Origin of the sequence: Streptomyces flavochromogenes, assembly GCF_000717595.1 — a bacterium.
Lineage (GTDB): Bacteria > Actinomycetota > Actinomycetes > Streptomycetales > Streptomycetaceae > Streptomyces > Streptomyces flavochromogenes.
In genome coordinates, this window is the sequence record NZ_JNZO01000050.1 from 26,346 (window position 1) to 40,191 (window position 13,846).

18 protein-coding genes are annotated in these 13,846 nt (G+C 69.1%); 9 read left to right on the forward strand and 9 right to left on the reverse strand.

Going from position 1 to position 13,846, the window contains the following annotated elements; all coding sequences use genetic code 11:
• The first annotated feature begins 4 nt into the window (after window positions 1-4).
• The 5 genes from IF00_RS0138485 (at window position 5) to IF00_RS0138510 (ending at window position 2,464) form a co-directional block, all read left to right on the forward strand.
• Window positions 5-331, forward strand: coding sequence for a plasmid stabilization protein (locus IF00_RS0138485; protein WP_030326462.1), 327 nt, complete (start codon window positions 5-7; stop codon window positions 329-331).
• Window positions 332-494: 163 nt separating this feature from the next.
• Window positions 495-770 (forward strand): isoamylase early set domain-containing protein, encoded by a 276-nt coding sequence (locus IF00_RS0138490; protein WP_030326464.1) that lies wholly within the window; start codon window positions 495-497, stop codon window positions 768-770.
• A 16-nt stretch (window positions 771-786) separates the two neighbouring features.
• Entirely contained in the window at window positions 787-1,263 is a 477-nt protein-coding gene (locus IF00_RS0138495; RefSeq protein ID WP_030326466.1) for a hemerythrin domain-containing protein, read from the forward strand.
• A 44-nt stretch (window positions 1,264-1,307) separates the two neighbouring features.
• A complete protein-coding gene (locus IF00_RS0138500; RefSeq protein WP_051820859.1) occupies window positions 1,308-1,685 on the forward strand; it encodes a hypothetical protein in 378 nt (125 codons plus the stop codon).
• Window positions 1,686-1,768: 83 nt separating this feature from the next.
• Window positions 1,769-2,464: a DUF6766 family protein gene (locus IF00_RS0138510; protein WP_030326470.1), complete on the forward strand. Its 696-nt coding sequence runs from the start codon at window positions 1,769-1,771 to the stop codon at window positions 2,462-2,464.
• Between the two features lie 360 nt (window positions 2,465-2,824).
• Here IF00_RS0138510 and IF00_RS43045 read toward each other — a convergent pair whose 3' ends face one another.
• From IF00_RS43045 to IF00_RS0138525, 3 genes are all read right to left on the reverse strand, one after another.
• The gene (locus IF00_RS43045; protein WP_158710578.1) at window positions 2,825-3,400 is read right to left on the reverse strand and encodes an STAS domain-containing protein; all 576 of its coding nucleotides are present in this window, start codon (window positions 3,398-3,400) and stop codon (window positions 2,825-2,827) included.
• Window positions 3,401-3,690: 290 nt separating this feature from the next.
• Window positions 3,691-4,008 (reverse strand): hypothetical protein, encoded by a 318-nt coding sequence (locus IF00_RS0138520; RefSeq protein ID WP_030326472.1) that lies wholly within the window; start codon window positions 4,006-4,008, stop codon window positions 3,691-3,693.
• 35 nt (window positions 4,009-4,043) lie between these two features.
• Window positions 4,044-4,415 carry an STAS domain-containing protein gene (locus tag IF00_RS0138525; protein ID WP_051820849.1) on the reverse strand — a complete coding sequence of 124 codons (372 nt, stop codon included), beginning with the start codon at window positions 4,413-4,415 and terminating at the stop codon, window positions 4,044-4,046.
• A 127-nt stretch (window positions 4,416-4,542) separates the two neighbouring features.
• Between IF00_RS0138525 and IF00_RS0138530 the strand changes: the two genes are divergently transcribed.
• Complete coding sequence (locus IF00_RS0138530) at window positions 4,543-4,872, forward strand: helix-turn-helix transcriptional regulator (RefSeq protein WP_030326477.1); 330 nt, start codon at window positions 4,543-4,545, stop codon at window positions 4,870-4,872.
• Window positions 4,873-5,463: 591 nt separating this feature from the next.
• Here the strand turns inward: IF00_RS0138530 and IF00_RS0138535 are convergent.
• Together IF00_RS0138535 and IF00_RS0138540 are read right to left on the reverse strand one after the other, a co-directional pair.
• Window positions 5,464-5,748, reverse strand: coding sequence for a hypothetical protein (locus IF00_RS0138535; protein ID WP_030326478.1), 285 nt, complete (start codon window positions 5,746-5,748; stop codon window positions 5,464-5,466).
• 247 nt (window positions 5,749-5,995) lie between these two features.
• Complete coding sequence (locus tag IF00_RS0138540; protein WP_030326480.1) at window positions 5,996-6,319, reverse strand: hypothetical protein; 324 nt, start codon at window positions 6,317-6,319, stop codon at window positions 5,996-5,998.
• A gap of 165 nt (window positions 6,320-6,484) precedes the next feature.
• On the opposite strand from IF00_RS0138540, the gene IF00_RS0138545 reads away from it, so the two are divergent.
• The gene (locus IF00_RS0138545; protein ID WP_078945034.1) at window positions 6,485-6,889 is read left to right on the forward strand and encodes a lamin tail domain-containing protein; all 405 of its coding nucleotides are present in this window, start codon (window positions 6,485-6,487) and stop codon (window positions 6,887-6,889) included.
• 142 nt (window positions 6,890-7,031) lie between these two features.
• Here IF00_RS0138545 and IF00_RS47915 read toward each other — a convergent pair whose 3' ends face one another.
• Together IF00_RS47915 and IF00_RS0138560 are read right to left on the reverse strand one after the other, a co-directional pair.
• The gene (locus tag IF00_RS47915; RefSeq protein ID WP_342451071.1) at window positions 7,032-7,190 is read right to left on the reverse strand and encodes a cupin domain-containing protein; all 159 of its coding nucleotides are present in this window, start codon (window positions 7,188-7,190) and stop codon (window positions 7,032-7,034) included.
• 1,505 nt (window positions 7,191-8,695) lie between these two features.
• Window positions 8,696-9,946: a beta-ketoacyl-[acyl-carrier-protein] synthase family protein gene (locus IF00_RS0138560; protein ID WP_037640190.1), complete on the reverse strand. Its 1,251-nt coding sequence runs from the start codon at window positions 9,944-9,946 to the stop codon at window positions 8,696-8,698.
• 64 nt (window positions 9,947-10,010) lie between these two features.
• Between IF00_RS0138560 and IF00_RS0138565 the strand changes: the two genes are divergently transcribed.
• The gene (locus IF00_RS0138565; protein ID WP_030326487.1) at window positions 10,011-10,628 is read left to right on the forward strand and encodes a TetR/AcrR family transcriptional regulator C-terminal domain-containing protein; all 618 of its coding nucleotides are present in this window, start codon (window positions 10,011-10,013) and stop codon (window positions 10,626-10,628) included.
• 485 nt (window positions 10,629-11,113) lie between these two features.
• On the forward strand, window positions 11,114-11,986 hold the full coding sequence (locus IF00_RS0138575; RefSeq protein WP_158710579.1) for a hypothetical protein: 873 nt from the start codon (window positions 11,114-11,116) through the stop codon (window positions 11,984-11,986).
• A 109-nt stretch (window positions 11,987-12,095) separates the two neighbouring features.
• On the opposite strand, the gene IF00_RS41995 is transcribed toward IF00_RS0138575, so the two are convergent.
• A complete protein-coding gene (locus IF00_RS41995; RefSeq protein ID WP_245234748.1) occupies window positions 12,096-12,599 on the reverse strand; it encodes a hypothetical protein in 504 nt (167 codons plus the stop codon).
• Between the two features lie 76 nt (window positions 12,600-12,675).
• Window positions 12,676-13,260, reverse strand: coding sequence for a hypothetical protein (locus IF00_RS47385; protein WP_245234749.1), 585 nt, complete (start codon window positions 13,258-13,260; stop codon window positions 12,676-12,678).
• Window positions 13,261-13,846: the final 586 nt, after the last annotated feature.

Sequence of the window (13,846 nt, forward strand, 5' to 3'; positions counted from 1 at the left end):
CGTCATGCCCAGGGGATCCAGCGCCAAGCGCGAGCGCCAGTACGAGCACATCAAGGAATCCGGTGAGAAGCGCGGGATGTCGGAGTCCCGTGCCAAGGAGATGGCCTCCCGCGCCGTGAACAAGGAACGCGCGCGGGCCGGTGAGAGCAAGACCGCGAGCCGCAGCTCGACCCGGGGGAAGTCCGCCTCGCAGCGTGGCGGCGAGAGCTCCGGCGGCGGTGGTTCGTCCGAGCGGACCAAGGACGAGCTCTACCAGGAGGCGAAGAAGCGCGGCATCGAAGGCCGTTCCACCATGACCAAGCAGCAGCTGAAGAATGCCCTGGGTCACTGACTGCGGCCCGGAAGACCTCCGCTCAGAAGCACCGCGCCCGCAGGGGTCTCGCCTGGGACTCCGGGGGAGTGACCCTCGCATCGCACTGCGGCGTGTGCTGGGCCGCGGCGCGCCGCACCGTGCCAGGGTGCTTGAGCCCTGCCCCCGCATGTCAGGAGTTCTGGTGCTCGAACGCAAGAAGCTCAAGGGCCGTACGCAGGTCACCTTCGTTCTTCCCGCCGATTGCCCCAACGGGCCGGTCAGCGTCGTGGGGGACTTCAACGAGTGGGACCCTGCCGCACACCCGCTGAGGGCACGTGGTGACGGGACGCGCGCGGCCACGGTCGTCCTGCCCGCGCGTGGCGCTCACTCCTTCCGCTACCTGGCGGCCGGGGACTACTGGTTCGACGACGAGCAGGCCGACGGCCACGACGGCACCAACAGCCGTATCACCACCTGACGAAAGGCTCCACCGCATGGATGCGATCGTGCTGCTGCGCGAGGACCACAAAACGGTCGAGAAGCTGTTCAAGCGTTTCGAGAAGACCTCCGACGACCAGAGTTCCGAGCGTCGGCGGATCGCCGACGAGGTGGTCGAAGAGCTGACCGTCCATGCCTGGATCGAGGAGCAGATCTTCTATCCGGCCGCCCGCGAGGCCGCACCGGACACCAAGGACCACATCCTGGAGAGCATCGAGGAGCACCACGCGGTGGTGTGGATGCTGTCGGAGATCAAGGACATGGATCCGGGCGACGAGCGGTTCAAGGCGAAGATGAGCGTGCTGATGGAGCAGGTCCGCCACCACGTCGAGGAGGAGGAGCAGGACTGGTTCCCCGAGGTCCGCAAGGCGATGGGCCGCAACCGGCTCACGGAACCGGGCGGCGAGCTGCAGACAGGGAAGAAGCAGGCCCCGCGCGACCCACTGGCCGTCCCCAGCGCACACTCGAAATGAGGCTGTCACCGCCCCGGCTACCGGCGCGTCTCGGCATACTCATCGTGGCCGCGACGGTACTCGCGGCGGCCGGATGCGGGGCCCCGGCGGCACGGAAGGACGCCGCCGCAGCAGCGGGCACCGCCTTCGAGGCCGCTGTCGCGGCGGGCGATCACGTACGGGCCTGCGCCCTGCTGGCACCGCAGTCCCGCCGGCAGCTGGAGCAGAACGAACAGAAGACCTGCCCCGCGGCTTTCGCCTCGCAGCAGTTGCCGACGGCGGACGGCGTCGAAGGTGTGGAGGCGTACGGTAGGCAGGCGATGGTCCGCATGGCGGGCGACACTCTGTTCCTGTCGCTGTTCACCGGCGGCTGGAAGGTGGTGGCCGCTGGCTGCACCCGCCGCCCGGACCAGCCCTACGACTGCTTGATCAAGGGGGCCTGAGGCATGCGGGCCCTGTTCGTCGCCGTCCTGGTGACCATCCTCGGCGGCCTCGGCTACTTCATCACCATCGGAGTGCTCCAACGATGACCGAGCGCCGCGAGCAGCGCAGGGGGTTTTGGCGGGAGAACAGCCTCACCCTCACCTTTGGCATCGCCTTCCTGGTCGTCCTCGCCTTGCAGGCGGTTGCCGGTCACGCCGAGTTCAACGAACAGCTGACGGTCGACGGCCTTCAGCCGCTCACCTTCGGCGAATACCTGACGTCCTCGGACTTCGCCGTGGACGTCAGCGAGAACTGGCAGTCGGAGTTCCTGCAGTTCTTCCTCTACATCTTCGGCACCGTCTACCTCGTCCAGCGCGGCTCTCCCGAATCCAAGAAGGTCCACGAAGCCGGCATCGAGGACGAGCAGCAGCAACGCATGGGCGACCACGCGCGCTCCGACTCGCCGCGGTGGGCGGGGACGAAGGACTGGCGCCAGAGCCTCTATGCCCGCTCTCTGGGCACCGTCATGGGCACTCTGTTCCTCCTGTCCTGGCTGGCGCAGTCCATTGCCGGCACCGCCGCCTACAACGACCAGCAGCTCCGCCAGCTCGAGGACACCGTCAGCTGGGCCGGCTATGTGGCCACGCCCGACTTCTGGAACAGGACCCTGCAGAACTGGCAGTCCGAACTCCTCGCCGTCGCCGCCATGGTCGTCCTGTCCATCTATCTACGCCAGCGCGGTTCCCCCGAGTCCAAGCCGGTCGGCGCCGCCCACACCGCCACCGGCATCGAAGGCTGACCCCGCCCGGGGTGGTGCTGACCGCGGGGCGTCGACGGCCTGTACCTGGTCCGGCGCCATCCAGGCTCGGAGCCCGGCGGTGAGCCCGCCGAGGTCGGCGGCGGTGGTGTCCGGGGTCTTCGGGAATCGATCCGCAGCCGGCCCGCTCAGTGGCGGTAGTCGGGCCAGTGCGGTCCCCCCGGCGGGCGGGGCCGATGAGGCGGATCCTGTGGAGCAGGTCCTCGTGGGTGCCCTGCGGGTCGAGGCGGGTGGGCGCGTGCCGGACCAGCCACGCGCCGAGTCCGAGGCGGAATGCCTCCTGATGCGGCGCAGCACCGCGCCGTGGCCGACCCATTTCGGAGGCCGGCATCGCGCAGAACCTCACCGGCCCGCAGATCTCCGAGTTCGCGAGCAGGGTGTACGCGGGCGCCGACTGAGGCCGGCGGGGGCGCTGCTGTCCAGGGCTTCAAGCAGGGGGCGCAGGTGTGGGGCCGACGGCAGCTTGCAGAGGGGTACGTAGACCGGAGCAGGGCGCGTGGTCCTGCTCCAGGGAGATCTCCAGGGAGATATGGAAAAGATCGCGTGTCCGGTGGTTTCCAGCAGCTTGCGGACCGGCCGGGGGACCGGGCCGACGAGCACGAGCCGCCCGGCACGATGCCGGGTGTCGAGGAGCTCGTGGATGAAGGCTGCGTCGGCGAATTCAACCCGGGTCACATCGAGCAGGATCCGCTCGGTCTGCCCGGTCCACGCGCAGTCGAACGCCTCACGCAGGCAGGCCACGGAATCGACGTCGAACTCACCGGTCGCGGACAACAGGACGGTTGCCAGCGATCCGGTCGGCCAGCGGACCATCGCCGCTCCGTCACCCGATTCCCACGCCGGGGCCCCGGCATGGAGGAACTGACGGAGGTACTCGCCCTCCGTGCCCGTGGTCCGATCGCCCATCACGGTTCTCACCCCCGACCTCATACCGATGCCACAACATCCCTTCGACGCTGCGCTCCGCCCTTCACCGATGCCCTCCCGCGCGCGCCGGGCCGGGACGGTTGTCGTCGCCTGCGGGAAAGGGGGAAGCCCGCAGGCGACGACAGGAGCAAGAGCCGCTCGCTCCACTGCCGCCATCCCCGAGCACAGCCGCTGACACCCGCCGTACGACAGCAATTCCGGCACCCCTTCTGGCCGCGGCATGCACCCACGGCTGTACCTCGACTGCTCAGGCAACAAGGCGGGTTCGGGCAATCCGGTGGTCACGCTGCCCGGTCTCGGTGTGCGGCGGGCCACGGCACGGGCTGCCGGGAGACGAGGACGAATCCGTCCGGGGAGGCGACTGCGGCGTATCCGGCCGCGCGGAAAAGCGTGGTGAGGGCGACGTCCACGGCGACGCGGAGACAAATGACATCGTCGATCCGTGCGGGGCAGACCGAGGCGGCGGCCCGGCCGGCAGGCTTCGTCTGCCAGCTGACGACGACGAGGTCACCGTGCTTGTGTGTGGTCACCCCGCTGGCGGGGCCGTAGCCGGCGTCGGCGAGGAGTGATTCGATCTCGCGGACGAGTTCGCGGCTCATCGCGTGCTCCCTGTCTCCGGCATGGACCTGTCCCTTTACCCCGCTGGGGTAAACAGGGGAGCGGTCCCGGTGATCTCCAGCAGTCGGTCCACCCGGGGACTGCCCGCGGTGATGGCCAGGGGGCGGTCGGCGCCGAGCGCCTGTTGGCGGGAACTCAGCAGGACGTGCAGCCCAGTGCAGTCGCAGAAGGTGACCCCGGACAGGTCCAAACTGATCCCGCACCCACGGGGGCACACCGCTGTGACCTTCAGCAGGACGGCCCGCAGATGGGGGGCTGTGGTGAGGTCGAGCTCCCCGGCGATGCTCACGACGGGGCCGCCCTGAGCGTTCTGTACGCGGACGCTGACGCGGGTGCCCTGTCCGGCGTCCGCTGGGAACTCAAGCTGGACTTCGGAGAGAAGAGACATGAGAGCCTCCCGGGCGAAACGGAGCCTTCCTTTGCGAGTCTCCTCTTTGATGTGAAATGCGTCAATAATTGCCGGAAATCTACCCCGTACGATGACTGGCATCCTCCCTCCCGGGCAGACCCCACCTATGGGTCGAAACGGCGCAAATCACTCAGAGTGGACGTTCCTCACCAGTCACGCTCGGGTCCTGCTGACGATCTCCCGCGATCCGGGCATACGGCTCCGCGACGTCGCATCGATCTGCGCCATCACCGAGCGGACGGTACAGACCATCGTCACCGACCTCGAAGAAGCCGGATACCTCACCCGCAGCCGCGGGTACGACGGGCGCCGCAACCACTACCGCATCGTCCAAGGAGCCCACTTCCGGCATCCCGCCGAAGCCGGCTATGAGATCACCGACCTGCTGGCACTCCTCGCCGAGCCAGGCCACGCCCCCGGGCCGGCCCCCGACTGACCGCGCCACGGCACACGACTTCACCGTCGCACGGCTTCGCGGGTGCCGTACGCAGTGCCGTTCTGCCGCCAGGTGTGTACGTCGCTGAGTTCGCGCAGCTACGCAGCACGGTGAAGCCGAACGGACTGGGAGGCGAGGCTGTCACCCGGCCGTCCAAGACGAGCCGGTAGGTCGACCTCACCGAACCCGAGGGGCACGCTTAACCGTGGTCGCGCCTCAGGACGCGAAGCCTGAAGCCTCCGGGACGGCGTGAAGCCTCCGCCATGTCAGAAACGAACCGACACCCGGGCAGGGGAGGCGGCCTTCGCAGGAGCACGGGAGCGGACCTTGTCGGCGCACCTCACTTTCACACCCCGGTGCTCGTGGAGCGGTCGACGAGGCCGGCCTGCCGATCGGGTGACCGGCTACCGCATCCCCTGTACCGGGGTCACGAGGTCCTCGTCGACCGAGGGCCCGTCGTCACCGATGACGATTCCGGGACCGGCAGGACTGTCTGCCCGCGCCGTCGTCCGCGAGGGCGCAACGCTCACCCAGCACCGTATCCGCGTCACCGCGGTCGCACAGGCTCGGTGTGGGCACCGGCTACGGCGTTCATGCGGCGGTGGGCTCGGCAGAGGCGTCCTGTTGGGCTGCCGCGGGCCCGACGACGGCAAGTGGGATGCCGAGGCTCGTGCACATTCTGCGGGCGCGGGCGAGGGCGCTGAGCGAGGCCGGCGATGGGTGGCTCCCCACCACCTTCAGCTGGACGATCCGGGGTCGGTGGGCGTGGACCAGCGTTTCCGTCTCCAGGGCGGCCGCGGCCCGGTGGGTGACATCGAGGTCGCACGGGAGCGTCACATGCAGGATTCCGTCTGTGAGGACGTGACTGATGACCATGACTTCTCCTTCCAGGGGAGCGACCCACCGCGCGGGACACCCGGTCGGCACAGCGGCGGCTCGACGGGATCACTGACCATGATGCGCGGAGAGCACCCCGTTCGCTCGCCCTCTGCCCGTGCTGAGCTTGCCATTTGCCCAAAAGAGCGTGTCAGAACGGCTCGTCCAACCGAAGAGCGACCCTGCCACCTCCGGGTGCCGCTCGGTATACGAAGGCCTTGACCGTTCAACGGACTGGCCGACAGTGTTAGTGGCCGAGCGACTGCTTCAGCTCGGACTTGTTCATCGACGAGCGGCCGTGAATGTTCCGGCGCTTCGCCTCTTCGTACAGCTGGTTGTACGTCGGGCCTTCCGAGCCGCTCGAGGACCGCTGACCGCCTCGTTTCGACGACGACTTGCCCTGGGTGGAAGACTTGCTCGCGGTCTTCGATTCGCCGGAACGCGCCCGTTCTTTGTTCACCGTGCGGGCGGCGATCTCCTTGGCCCGCCTCGTACTCTCCCCGCGATCCTCCGCACTCTCCTTGATGTGCTCGTACTGCCGTTCCCGTTTGGAACTCGATCCGCGAGGCATGACGGTTACCTTCCGTGATGTGCCGGATGCCTGGCTTACGACGCCTACAGGGTCGCCCTTCGCCTGTGCCCACAGAGACAGACATCAATCACTCGACTCTGCATCTGGCTTGCCGGGCGGGAGGCAGGCCGTCGTATCGCCGCGGCCGTCCTCGCGGCCGGCACCATGGTCTCGATCGTCGCCCTGCCGCTCTCTGCTCACGAGGGCGACCGTCACCGGACGCCGAAGGCGGAGATCAGCGCTGTCCAGGCCGCCAGCCCCGGCCGCGACAACCGCACTGTGCGGTCGCTGAACGCCGAGTGGGTCGAGATCACGAACAACACCCGCAACGCGATCAACCTCAATGGCTGGACCCTGAAGGACGAGGACGGCCACCGCTACAAGTTCAACGACTTCCGTCTCGCCGGGCGCTCCACCGTCCGCGTCCACACCGGTGAGGGCCGTGACACCCGCACCGACGTGTTCCAGGACCGCCGCAACTACGTGTGGGACAACACCGACACCGCGACGCTCCGTGATGCCCGCGGCCGTACCGTCGACACCGAGTCCTGGGGCCACCGCCACCGCTGACCCCACCCGGTAGCCGGTCTTCCGCTACGTCCCCAGCGGAAGACGGGGCACCGGCCTGTGGATCGCCGAGCACAGCAAAGGCCTCGTGCCACCACGTCCGTTCCGTGCCTGCCCCGGGCCAAGGCCCCAGAATCGGGTCGGGTCAGCCCTGTGCCTTGATGTGTTCGAGGACGCTGGTGAAGGCTTCGGTGGGTGAGAAGTCCACGTATTCGCAGTCCTCGAGGGCCACGGGGGCGTGCCCGGGCGGCCAGTAGAAGGCTTGGCCCGCCTCGTAGATCTCCTCCCCGTCCTTCGTCACCATCTTCAGTCTCCCTTTGAGCATGTAGCCCCAGTGAGGGAGGCGCAGAGGCCGTCGGGCAGGCCGGTCAGGGCCGGTCGCATATCGGTGCCCTTCGGAAACCGGACGAAGGCCACGGAGAGATCTTCTCCGATCGCTCGTGTACGGAGTTCGACGCCTCCACCTTCGATCACGACCGGAGTGTCATCCCGCGTCGTCGCCGGCATGGCCGTCTCCATTCCCTGGGGCTACGGGGGAGTAGTTTCCTTCCTCCAGGCTGGCCCCAGTGGCTGGATCGCGCCATGTCAGCGTGGTGGGTCGGCCTGGGCAGCGGCCGGCCAGGATAGGCCAACCGGTACTCCGACGACCCCGAAGACCTCATCCTCTGCCTCGCCTGCAACCACGGCAGGCCACGTGCCGCGGCCCCGCACGCGCCCCCTCGTCCCGCCGCTGCCCGCCGGGTCCGCCACCGTACTGTCGCCCGCCCAGCCGGTCCTCCGTCACCGCGCGTGCGCGCGGCCCACCGTGGTCCTTCACGCCCGGCCCCGCCCCGTCCGGAGCGGCCCGACCGGCCGTACCGCGCTCGGTCACGCCCACTCTGCCGCTCCCGCTTCGCCCGCGTCCCACCGGCGCGTTCCCTCCCGGGAGTCTGACCGCGCGAAAGGGCCCTGACCGGCCGAACGAGTGACCGTCACCCTTGACTCGCACAATCGAGTCTGTCCGAGTGCTGGAGCGGCGAACGTGCGCACAGGTCCTTTCATAGCTCCAATCGATGCGCGGGTTGGAACGTGACCGCATCCAAAGAATCCGCGAACTCGCGCGCTTCGAACCGGCAGAAGGCCGACCAGGACCCCTTCGAGTGGCTGCCCCCGGCCCCTGACGCCCTGTGCCGGTAGGCGACGGAGTGGACCGCGACCAAACTCCGCCGGTAGCTCGCCGTCGACCAGGACGAGCAGGACCGCCTCTTCGACATCGCGGCCGACTGCGGCGGCACCGGCGTGGAGTTCACCCCGCCCCCGCAGGTGTTTTCTGTGCCGGGCCGTCGCTGTCCCTTCTTCCTCGTACCGGAGTGACCATGGCGTCCCTGAGCCGTACTTCAGCGCGACGCGGACCGTACCCCCGGTGATGGCCTCCGCGAAGTCGGCCTCCAGGGTGAGGGTTTCGCGTTGGCCCCGGACCAGGGGAGTCGGTGTGAGGAAAACACTTCTGATCACGGACGCGCCGGGCGGCCCGCTGGCTGTCTGTCCGGCGTCGTCCCAGGGAGCGGCAACGAAGGCGAACGGCCACCCGGTGGTGGTGACACAGTGTTGAATGCAACCGGGTCTATGACCTGTTCCGCCGGTGGCAGCGGAGCGGCGCCTGGCACGGATCTTCACCCGGTTCCAGGCCCTGGCGGAGGCGCAGGGGCGATCACGTGGGACCTGAATGTCGACTCCACGGTCTGCCGCGCCCACCAGCATGCGGCCGGGGCCCGCAAGCAGGGCGACCGGCAGAAGGTACCGCCGGGCGTCGCCCGCCGCCCGCCGCTCTCAGCGGCACCCGGTCGGCGAAGGCCGTGCGCCGGTGACTACGAGCGAGACGTTCTGCCCGCCGAAGCCGAAGGAATTGCTGAGCACGGCATTCTGGGGGACGTCTCGTCGCTCTGTGACGACATCGAGATCGATGTCGGGAGCGATGCCGGCCGCGGTGAGGTTCCGGGTCGGTGGGATGACGCCGTGCTCCACGCTGAGGATGGCGATGAGTGCTTCGATCGCGCCGGCGGCGCCGAAGAGGTGACCGAGTGCCGCCTTGGGGGCTGTCACGGTGGTGCGGCCGAAGACCTCCCCGATGGCGCGCGCCTCGGCGATGTCGCCGATCGGAGTCCCGGTGGCATGGACGTTGATGTGGCTGATCTGCTCGGGAGCCAGACCGGCTTGCGCGAGGGCTTTCCGCATCGCCGAGATCTGACCGGAGCCGTCCGCGGCGGGTGCCGTGATGTGGTGGGCGTCGGCTGCGATGCCGGCGCCGGCGAGCACTGCGTGGACGCGCGCGTGCCGGGCTGCGGCGTGCTCGGCGCTTTCCAGCACCACGACAGCCGCGCCTTCGCTGAGGACGAATCCGCTGCGGTCCGCGGCGAACGGCCGTGACGCGGACGCGGGTTCGACGGTGTGCCGCGACAGTGCTTGTGCTTGGACGAAGCCGGCAACGGTGATCGGTGTAATGGCGGCCTCGGTCCCGCCCGCGATGACCACGTCCGCCTCGCCGGCACGGATGAGCCTGGCTCCCAGGGCGATCGCCTCGGCACCCGAGGAGCAGGCGGAGACGGGCGTGTAGGCCCCTGCCCGTGCACCGAATTCGATACTGATCAGCGCCGCCGCCGCATTGGGCATGAGCATCGGGACCGTGCGTGGTGAGACGCGCCGCGCCCCGGCCGCTTCCAGTGCGTCGTCTTCCTTCAACAGCGTGCGTACGCCGCCGATACCCGTACCGATCGCCGCTGCGAGCCGGTCCGGGTCCACTTCTGGGGCGCTGGCATCGGCCCAGGCTTCGGCCGCTGCGGCCAAAGCCGCCTGCTGCGAACGGTCGAGCCGTCTGGCCTGCACCGCAAGCAGCGACTCCGCGGGGTCGACCGCCATCGTCCCCGCGACGATGTCGGGGAGGCCGACATCTTCGTGGCTACGGAGGACGCCGCCACGGATGCCGGACTTGCCGGCAAGCAGGGCGTCCCAGGTGGACGCCACGTCTGCCCCGAGTGGTGTGATCGCGCCGAGTCCGGTCACGACGACTTGAGTCCCGTGCATGCCCCTCTACCTTCTTGTATGCGATACAAGTCAATGTCTTTGTTGTATCACATACAATTCGGGTGTGGAAAAGAAGCGAACCGAAGCCCGATCGACGTCGGCTCGGTCGCGTGATCGAGGTCGCGCGACGAGGTACCGGCTGATCGAGGCGACTGCACGGCTGTGCGCGGAACGGCCCGGCGCCGAGGTGAGTGTCGCGGAGATCGCGAAGGCGGCGGGTGTCTTCCCCAACCAGGTCACCTACCACTTCGGCTCCAAGGACTCGCTCCTCGTGCACGCCGCCTTTCTCGGCTTGCTGCGCGACGCCCGACGGATTGAGCGCATCGGTCGCCAAGCCCCCGATGCGGCGACGTTCCGGCGCAACATCGCCCGCGCCGTGCTGGCCATGCCCTCGCTCCCGTCAGTCACACGAGCACTCGCCGCCGGGATCTCCAAGCCCGAACTCGCCCCCGTGGTCGACCAGCATCTCCAGTTGCTGTTCCGGCAATCCGAACGCTTCGTAAGCCGGCTCATCGACAGTCGCGGCTGGAGGGCTCGCCGGCCGCTCAACGTGGAAGCCAGGACGTTCTGGAGCACCGCGCTTGGCGCGGTGCTGCTCGTCCGCGCCGGGGCACATGGCACCGTCGCCGACCTCGACCTCGCCGGAGCACTCACCATCCACGACGAACCCGATCCCGTTTAGCTCAGCCGAACAGGCCGGCGACGACGCGCGTGGGTCCCGCACGACGATGGCTGGCCGTGACCGGTCCAGCCCCTGGCTTCTGCCAGGCCGCTTCCCGGACCAGCATCGCAGCCCACAGGTCCTGCGAGCCCGGCTGAAGAAGCTCGGCATCTACAGCCGCCCCACCCAGCACTCTGCACTCCGCGACCTTGGCCAGGACCTGCCCCAGAGTGTCATCAACCGGCTGCTCGGAATCAGCATCACTTCCGTCGACCGGTGGAAAGTCGACAGCCTCTGGGCCACCTACGCCGCTGCCGTCGCTGGCCGAACCAAAACGATGTAGGTCGCCTGATCGATGTCGGCCCCGGTCTTCCATCCCCGGCCCAGGGTGCAAGGTAGCGGCGGCCACGGAAACTCGCCTTCGCTGCCCGGCCGTCGTTGGGGGCTCGCCCGAGACGGAACGTACGATTGGACGCCGGGGCGAACGGAGAGCTGCGAGGACTCAAGTGGCTGGCGAAGTGAGTAAAGAGCTGATCATCGGCCCCCGCAGCGAGCGCGTGCGACAGGAGCTGGCGGAAGCCGCTGCCTGGAGCGCGTACGCGGCGGAGCTTCGCGAGGTACTCGGAGCCGCGATTGAGAAGAGTGGCGCAGACCTCTTGGAGGTGGGCGGGCTGCTGGTGAGCGAGCCCCTTCCCGAAGAGCACCGCGGCCTGCGCAATGGTGCGGGGGTCCGGCCGCCGCAAGCGATAGGTCTCGCCGAGGGAATGGCAGCCGGGCACGGGCCGTATTGTCAGCTCGCCGCACCCGGGAGACTTCAGATCGAGTCAGGATGGGACGGAGCAGTACACCTCTACACCACACCAGCGGTGGCCGCCGAGCTGGCGGGATTCCATGGTGAGGGCGTGACGTTCCTGTGGCGAGACGCGGCTCCTGAACCCATAGAGGTCTCGGACCCCGTCGATGCCGTCGCGGACGCGGGTTTCTGGGCGAGGGTGGCGGCAGCGTCCGAGTGCCTAACCATGGTCTGCGAGCGCTGGGCGTACGGCGCTCAGGGGTGCAGATGGTTCCGCGTGACGCCAGAGAGCACAGCCGAAGTGGCCCGACTACTGCGGCCACGCTCGCTGGTTTGCGTGGCCATCGAGCCGGAGCTGAACCCCAGAGCGGAGCTGCTGCAAGACGACTTCACCGCCTTCGTGGCCCCGCTGCCGCACGGCGAACTGGCCCACCGGAACTACCCCGGTGGAGCCGACACACTCTCCAAGGTCACGGATGACGGTTTCTCCCTCATGCTGGCCGATGCGGCGCTGGGTGACTGGTGCGCCGTCGTACCGGACACGGACGGGGTGGCCAGAGGACAGTGGGAGACCCCGGGTGAGTAGTTGAGGTACAGAATATCCCCGGCGAGAACGATCTTGCTGGGGTTCGCCTAACTTGTCCGAACTGACGGGTGACGGCGCCGACCCGCAGCTCTCTCAGGTCGGGGATGGCTTACCGCCAGAGGTCCGCCCCTTCACGGCCACTCGGATCCATCGTCAGCAGGTCCTCGTGAAGACCCGAGAGGCGGCGGCCGGTGGGGGACCCATCCTTGCCGGACTCCACGACCACCCAGCCGGCGTCGACGCCGGACACGTTCACATCCGCACCGCAATCAAGCTCGTCGACCGTCGCGAAGACCGCTTCGTAGGCAACCGCCCGAGCCATGAGTTCGAGGTCATCCCTGTCCGCACCCGCATCCAGCAAGCGCCGAGCCGCCGCTACTTGCTCCAAGGCTCCCGGTCCTGCCCATCCGTCGATCGCACCACGCCAGAGGGAGCGGAGCAGCACGAAGCGAGCCAACTGCGGCTGGTTCTCATCGATCTCCGACCTCGCCCCATCCGGCGCATCAGTCGCGCCGAGAGCCTCGAACTGTGTTCGGAGCGACTCCGCCGCGGCCCGCTTCGACGGAGCGAGCCCGGACAACCACGACTGCCACTTCGCCTCAGTATCATCCATCGCACCAGGATGCCCCACCAGCCGCACAACACGATCGAGATCAACAGCTCTCACGCAAGCGCGGTCAGAGCCAAATTCAACGAGCCTCATCACCGGTCCCGAGTCCGTTGAGGCGCGGATCGCGGGCCGCCGCCTGGCGCGTCCAGACGGCGGGGTCGTGGCTGAGCCGCTCGATCAGTGCCGGGGTGGCGGCCGGGTCCCGGACGGCCAGGCGACGGTAGTTCCCGTCCGGGTGGTCCGCGTAGCGGGCGGCGAGACCCTCGCGGGGAAAGCGGGGATGCGTCTCCGCCATCCAGGCGGAGAACGTCCCGCCGAGCCGCGCGAACACGCGCATCAGAACTTCCTCCGGGGTGTCCGGGTGGTGGATGCCCAGGCAGTTCTCCACCACGGGGTCCTCGACGCGTGCGAGCCGGTGCAGCAGGTCGGGCGGCAGGTGAGGGCTCCGCGCGGCGGTGCGCCTGAGCAGTGGGTGGGCGGAGGTCGCGGCCCGGCGCAGTACCTCAGGGTCGGCGAGCCCGTCGCGTACCCACTGCACGCCGTCGCCCCTGTCGAGGTCTCCGACCGTGAAGTCGATCGCCATGCGCCGTGTCTCGTCCAGCTCGGGCCGAAGGGAGACCGCGAGCCGCACGGCCTCGTCGGGGTCGACGGCGAGCCGCTCCACGAGGTCGGCGGGCAGCGACGGGTTCCCCCCCCCAGGGCCACCAGGCACGTCCGCTCGGCGACGCACCGCTCGGCGTCGGCGCGGTGCAGGCGCCCGTGGCGCAGAGCCTCGGCGGCTGCCTTCGGATCGCGGAGGAGTGCGGCGGTGACGCGTGCGTCCCGCCGGCACTCCCTCAGCGCGGCGGCTCGGCGCACCTCCGGGTCGGGGTCGGCCGACAGCGCCGACCGCTCGCCCGACGGCAGGACCTCCCATGCGCGCACCGCGCTCAGGCGCGCCGCCGGATCGTGGTGCGTGGCCAGCGAGGCCACGAACGACGGCGTCAGATGGGGCGAGTCCAGCAGCGCCGCTCGTACGGAAGGGGCGGGGTCGTCGAGCAGGCGGGCGCACACGGCGTCCGGCAGCGGCGCGACCTTGGTCCGCGGGTCGTACACGTCGGGTCCGTACGCGAGAGCGGACCTCACCTTGGGGGAGGGATCGTCCGCGAGCCGGGCCCGCTGGGCGGGCTCGGCCCCGGCGCTCGTCGCGAAGTGGATCCGTGCGCCCGGGGCCGGGTGGGCCAGGATCATCGCGACGGCCGGCTCGGGCA

Bases quoted from the DNA above. Each gene is read 5' to 3' on its own strand.
- IF00_RS0138485 (WP_030326462.1), top strand. From the start codon at position 5: ATGCCCAGGGGATCCAGCGCCAAGCGCGAGCGCCAGTACGAGCACATC.
- IF00_RS0138495 (WP_030326466.1), top strand. From the start codon at position 787: ATGGATGCGATCGTGCTGCTGCGCGAGGACCACAAAACGGTCGAGAAG.
- IF00_RS0138510 (WP_030326470.1), top strand. From the start codon at position 1,769: ATGACCGAGCGCCGCGAGCAGCGCAGGGGGTTTTGGCGGGAGAACAGC.
- IF00_RS0138520 (WP_030326472.1), bottom strand. From the start codon at position 4,008: ATGAGCCGCGAACTCGTCCGCGAGATCGAATCACTCCTCGCCGACGCC.
- IF00_RS0138525 (WP_051820849.1), bottom strand. From the start codon at position 4,415: ATGTCTCTTCTCTCCGAAGTCCAGCTTGAGTTCCCAGCGGACGCCGGA.
- IF00_RS0138530 (WP_030326477.1), top strand. From the start codon at position 4,543: ATGGGTCGAAACGGCGCAAATCACTCAGAGTGGACGTTCCTCACCAGT.
- IF00_RS0138535 (WP_030326478.1), bottom strand. From the start codon at position 5,748: ATGGTCATCAGTCACGTCCTCACAGACGGAATCCTGCATGTGACGCTC.
- IF00_RS0138540 (WP_030326480.1), bottom strand. From the start codon at position 6,319: ATGCCTCGCGGATCGAGTTCCAAACGGGAACGGCAGTACGAGCACATC.
- IF00_RS0138545 (WP_078945034.1), top strand. From the start codon at position 6,485: ATGGTCTCGATCGTCGCCCTGCCGCTCTCTGCTCACGAGGGCGACCGT.
- IF00_RS47915 (WP_342451071.1), bottom strand. From the start codon at position 7,190: ATGGTGACGAAGGACGGGGAGGAGATCTACGAGGCGGGCCAAGCCTTC.
- IF00_RS0138560 (WP_037640190.1), bottom strand. From the start codon at position 9,946: ATGCACGGGACTCAAGTCGTCGTGACCGGACTCGGCGCGATCACACCA.
- IF00_RS41995 (WP_245234748.1), bottom strand. From the start codon at position 12,599: ATGGATGATACTGAGGCGAAGTGGCAGTCGTGGTTGTCCGGGCTCGCT.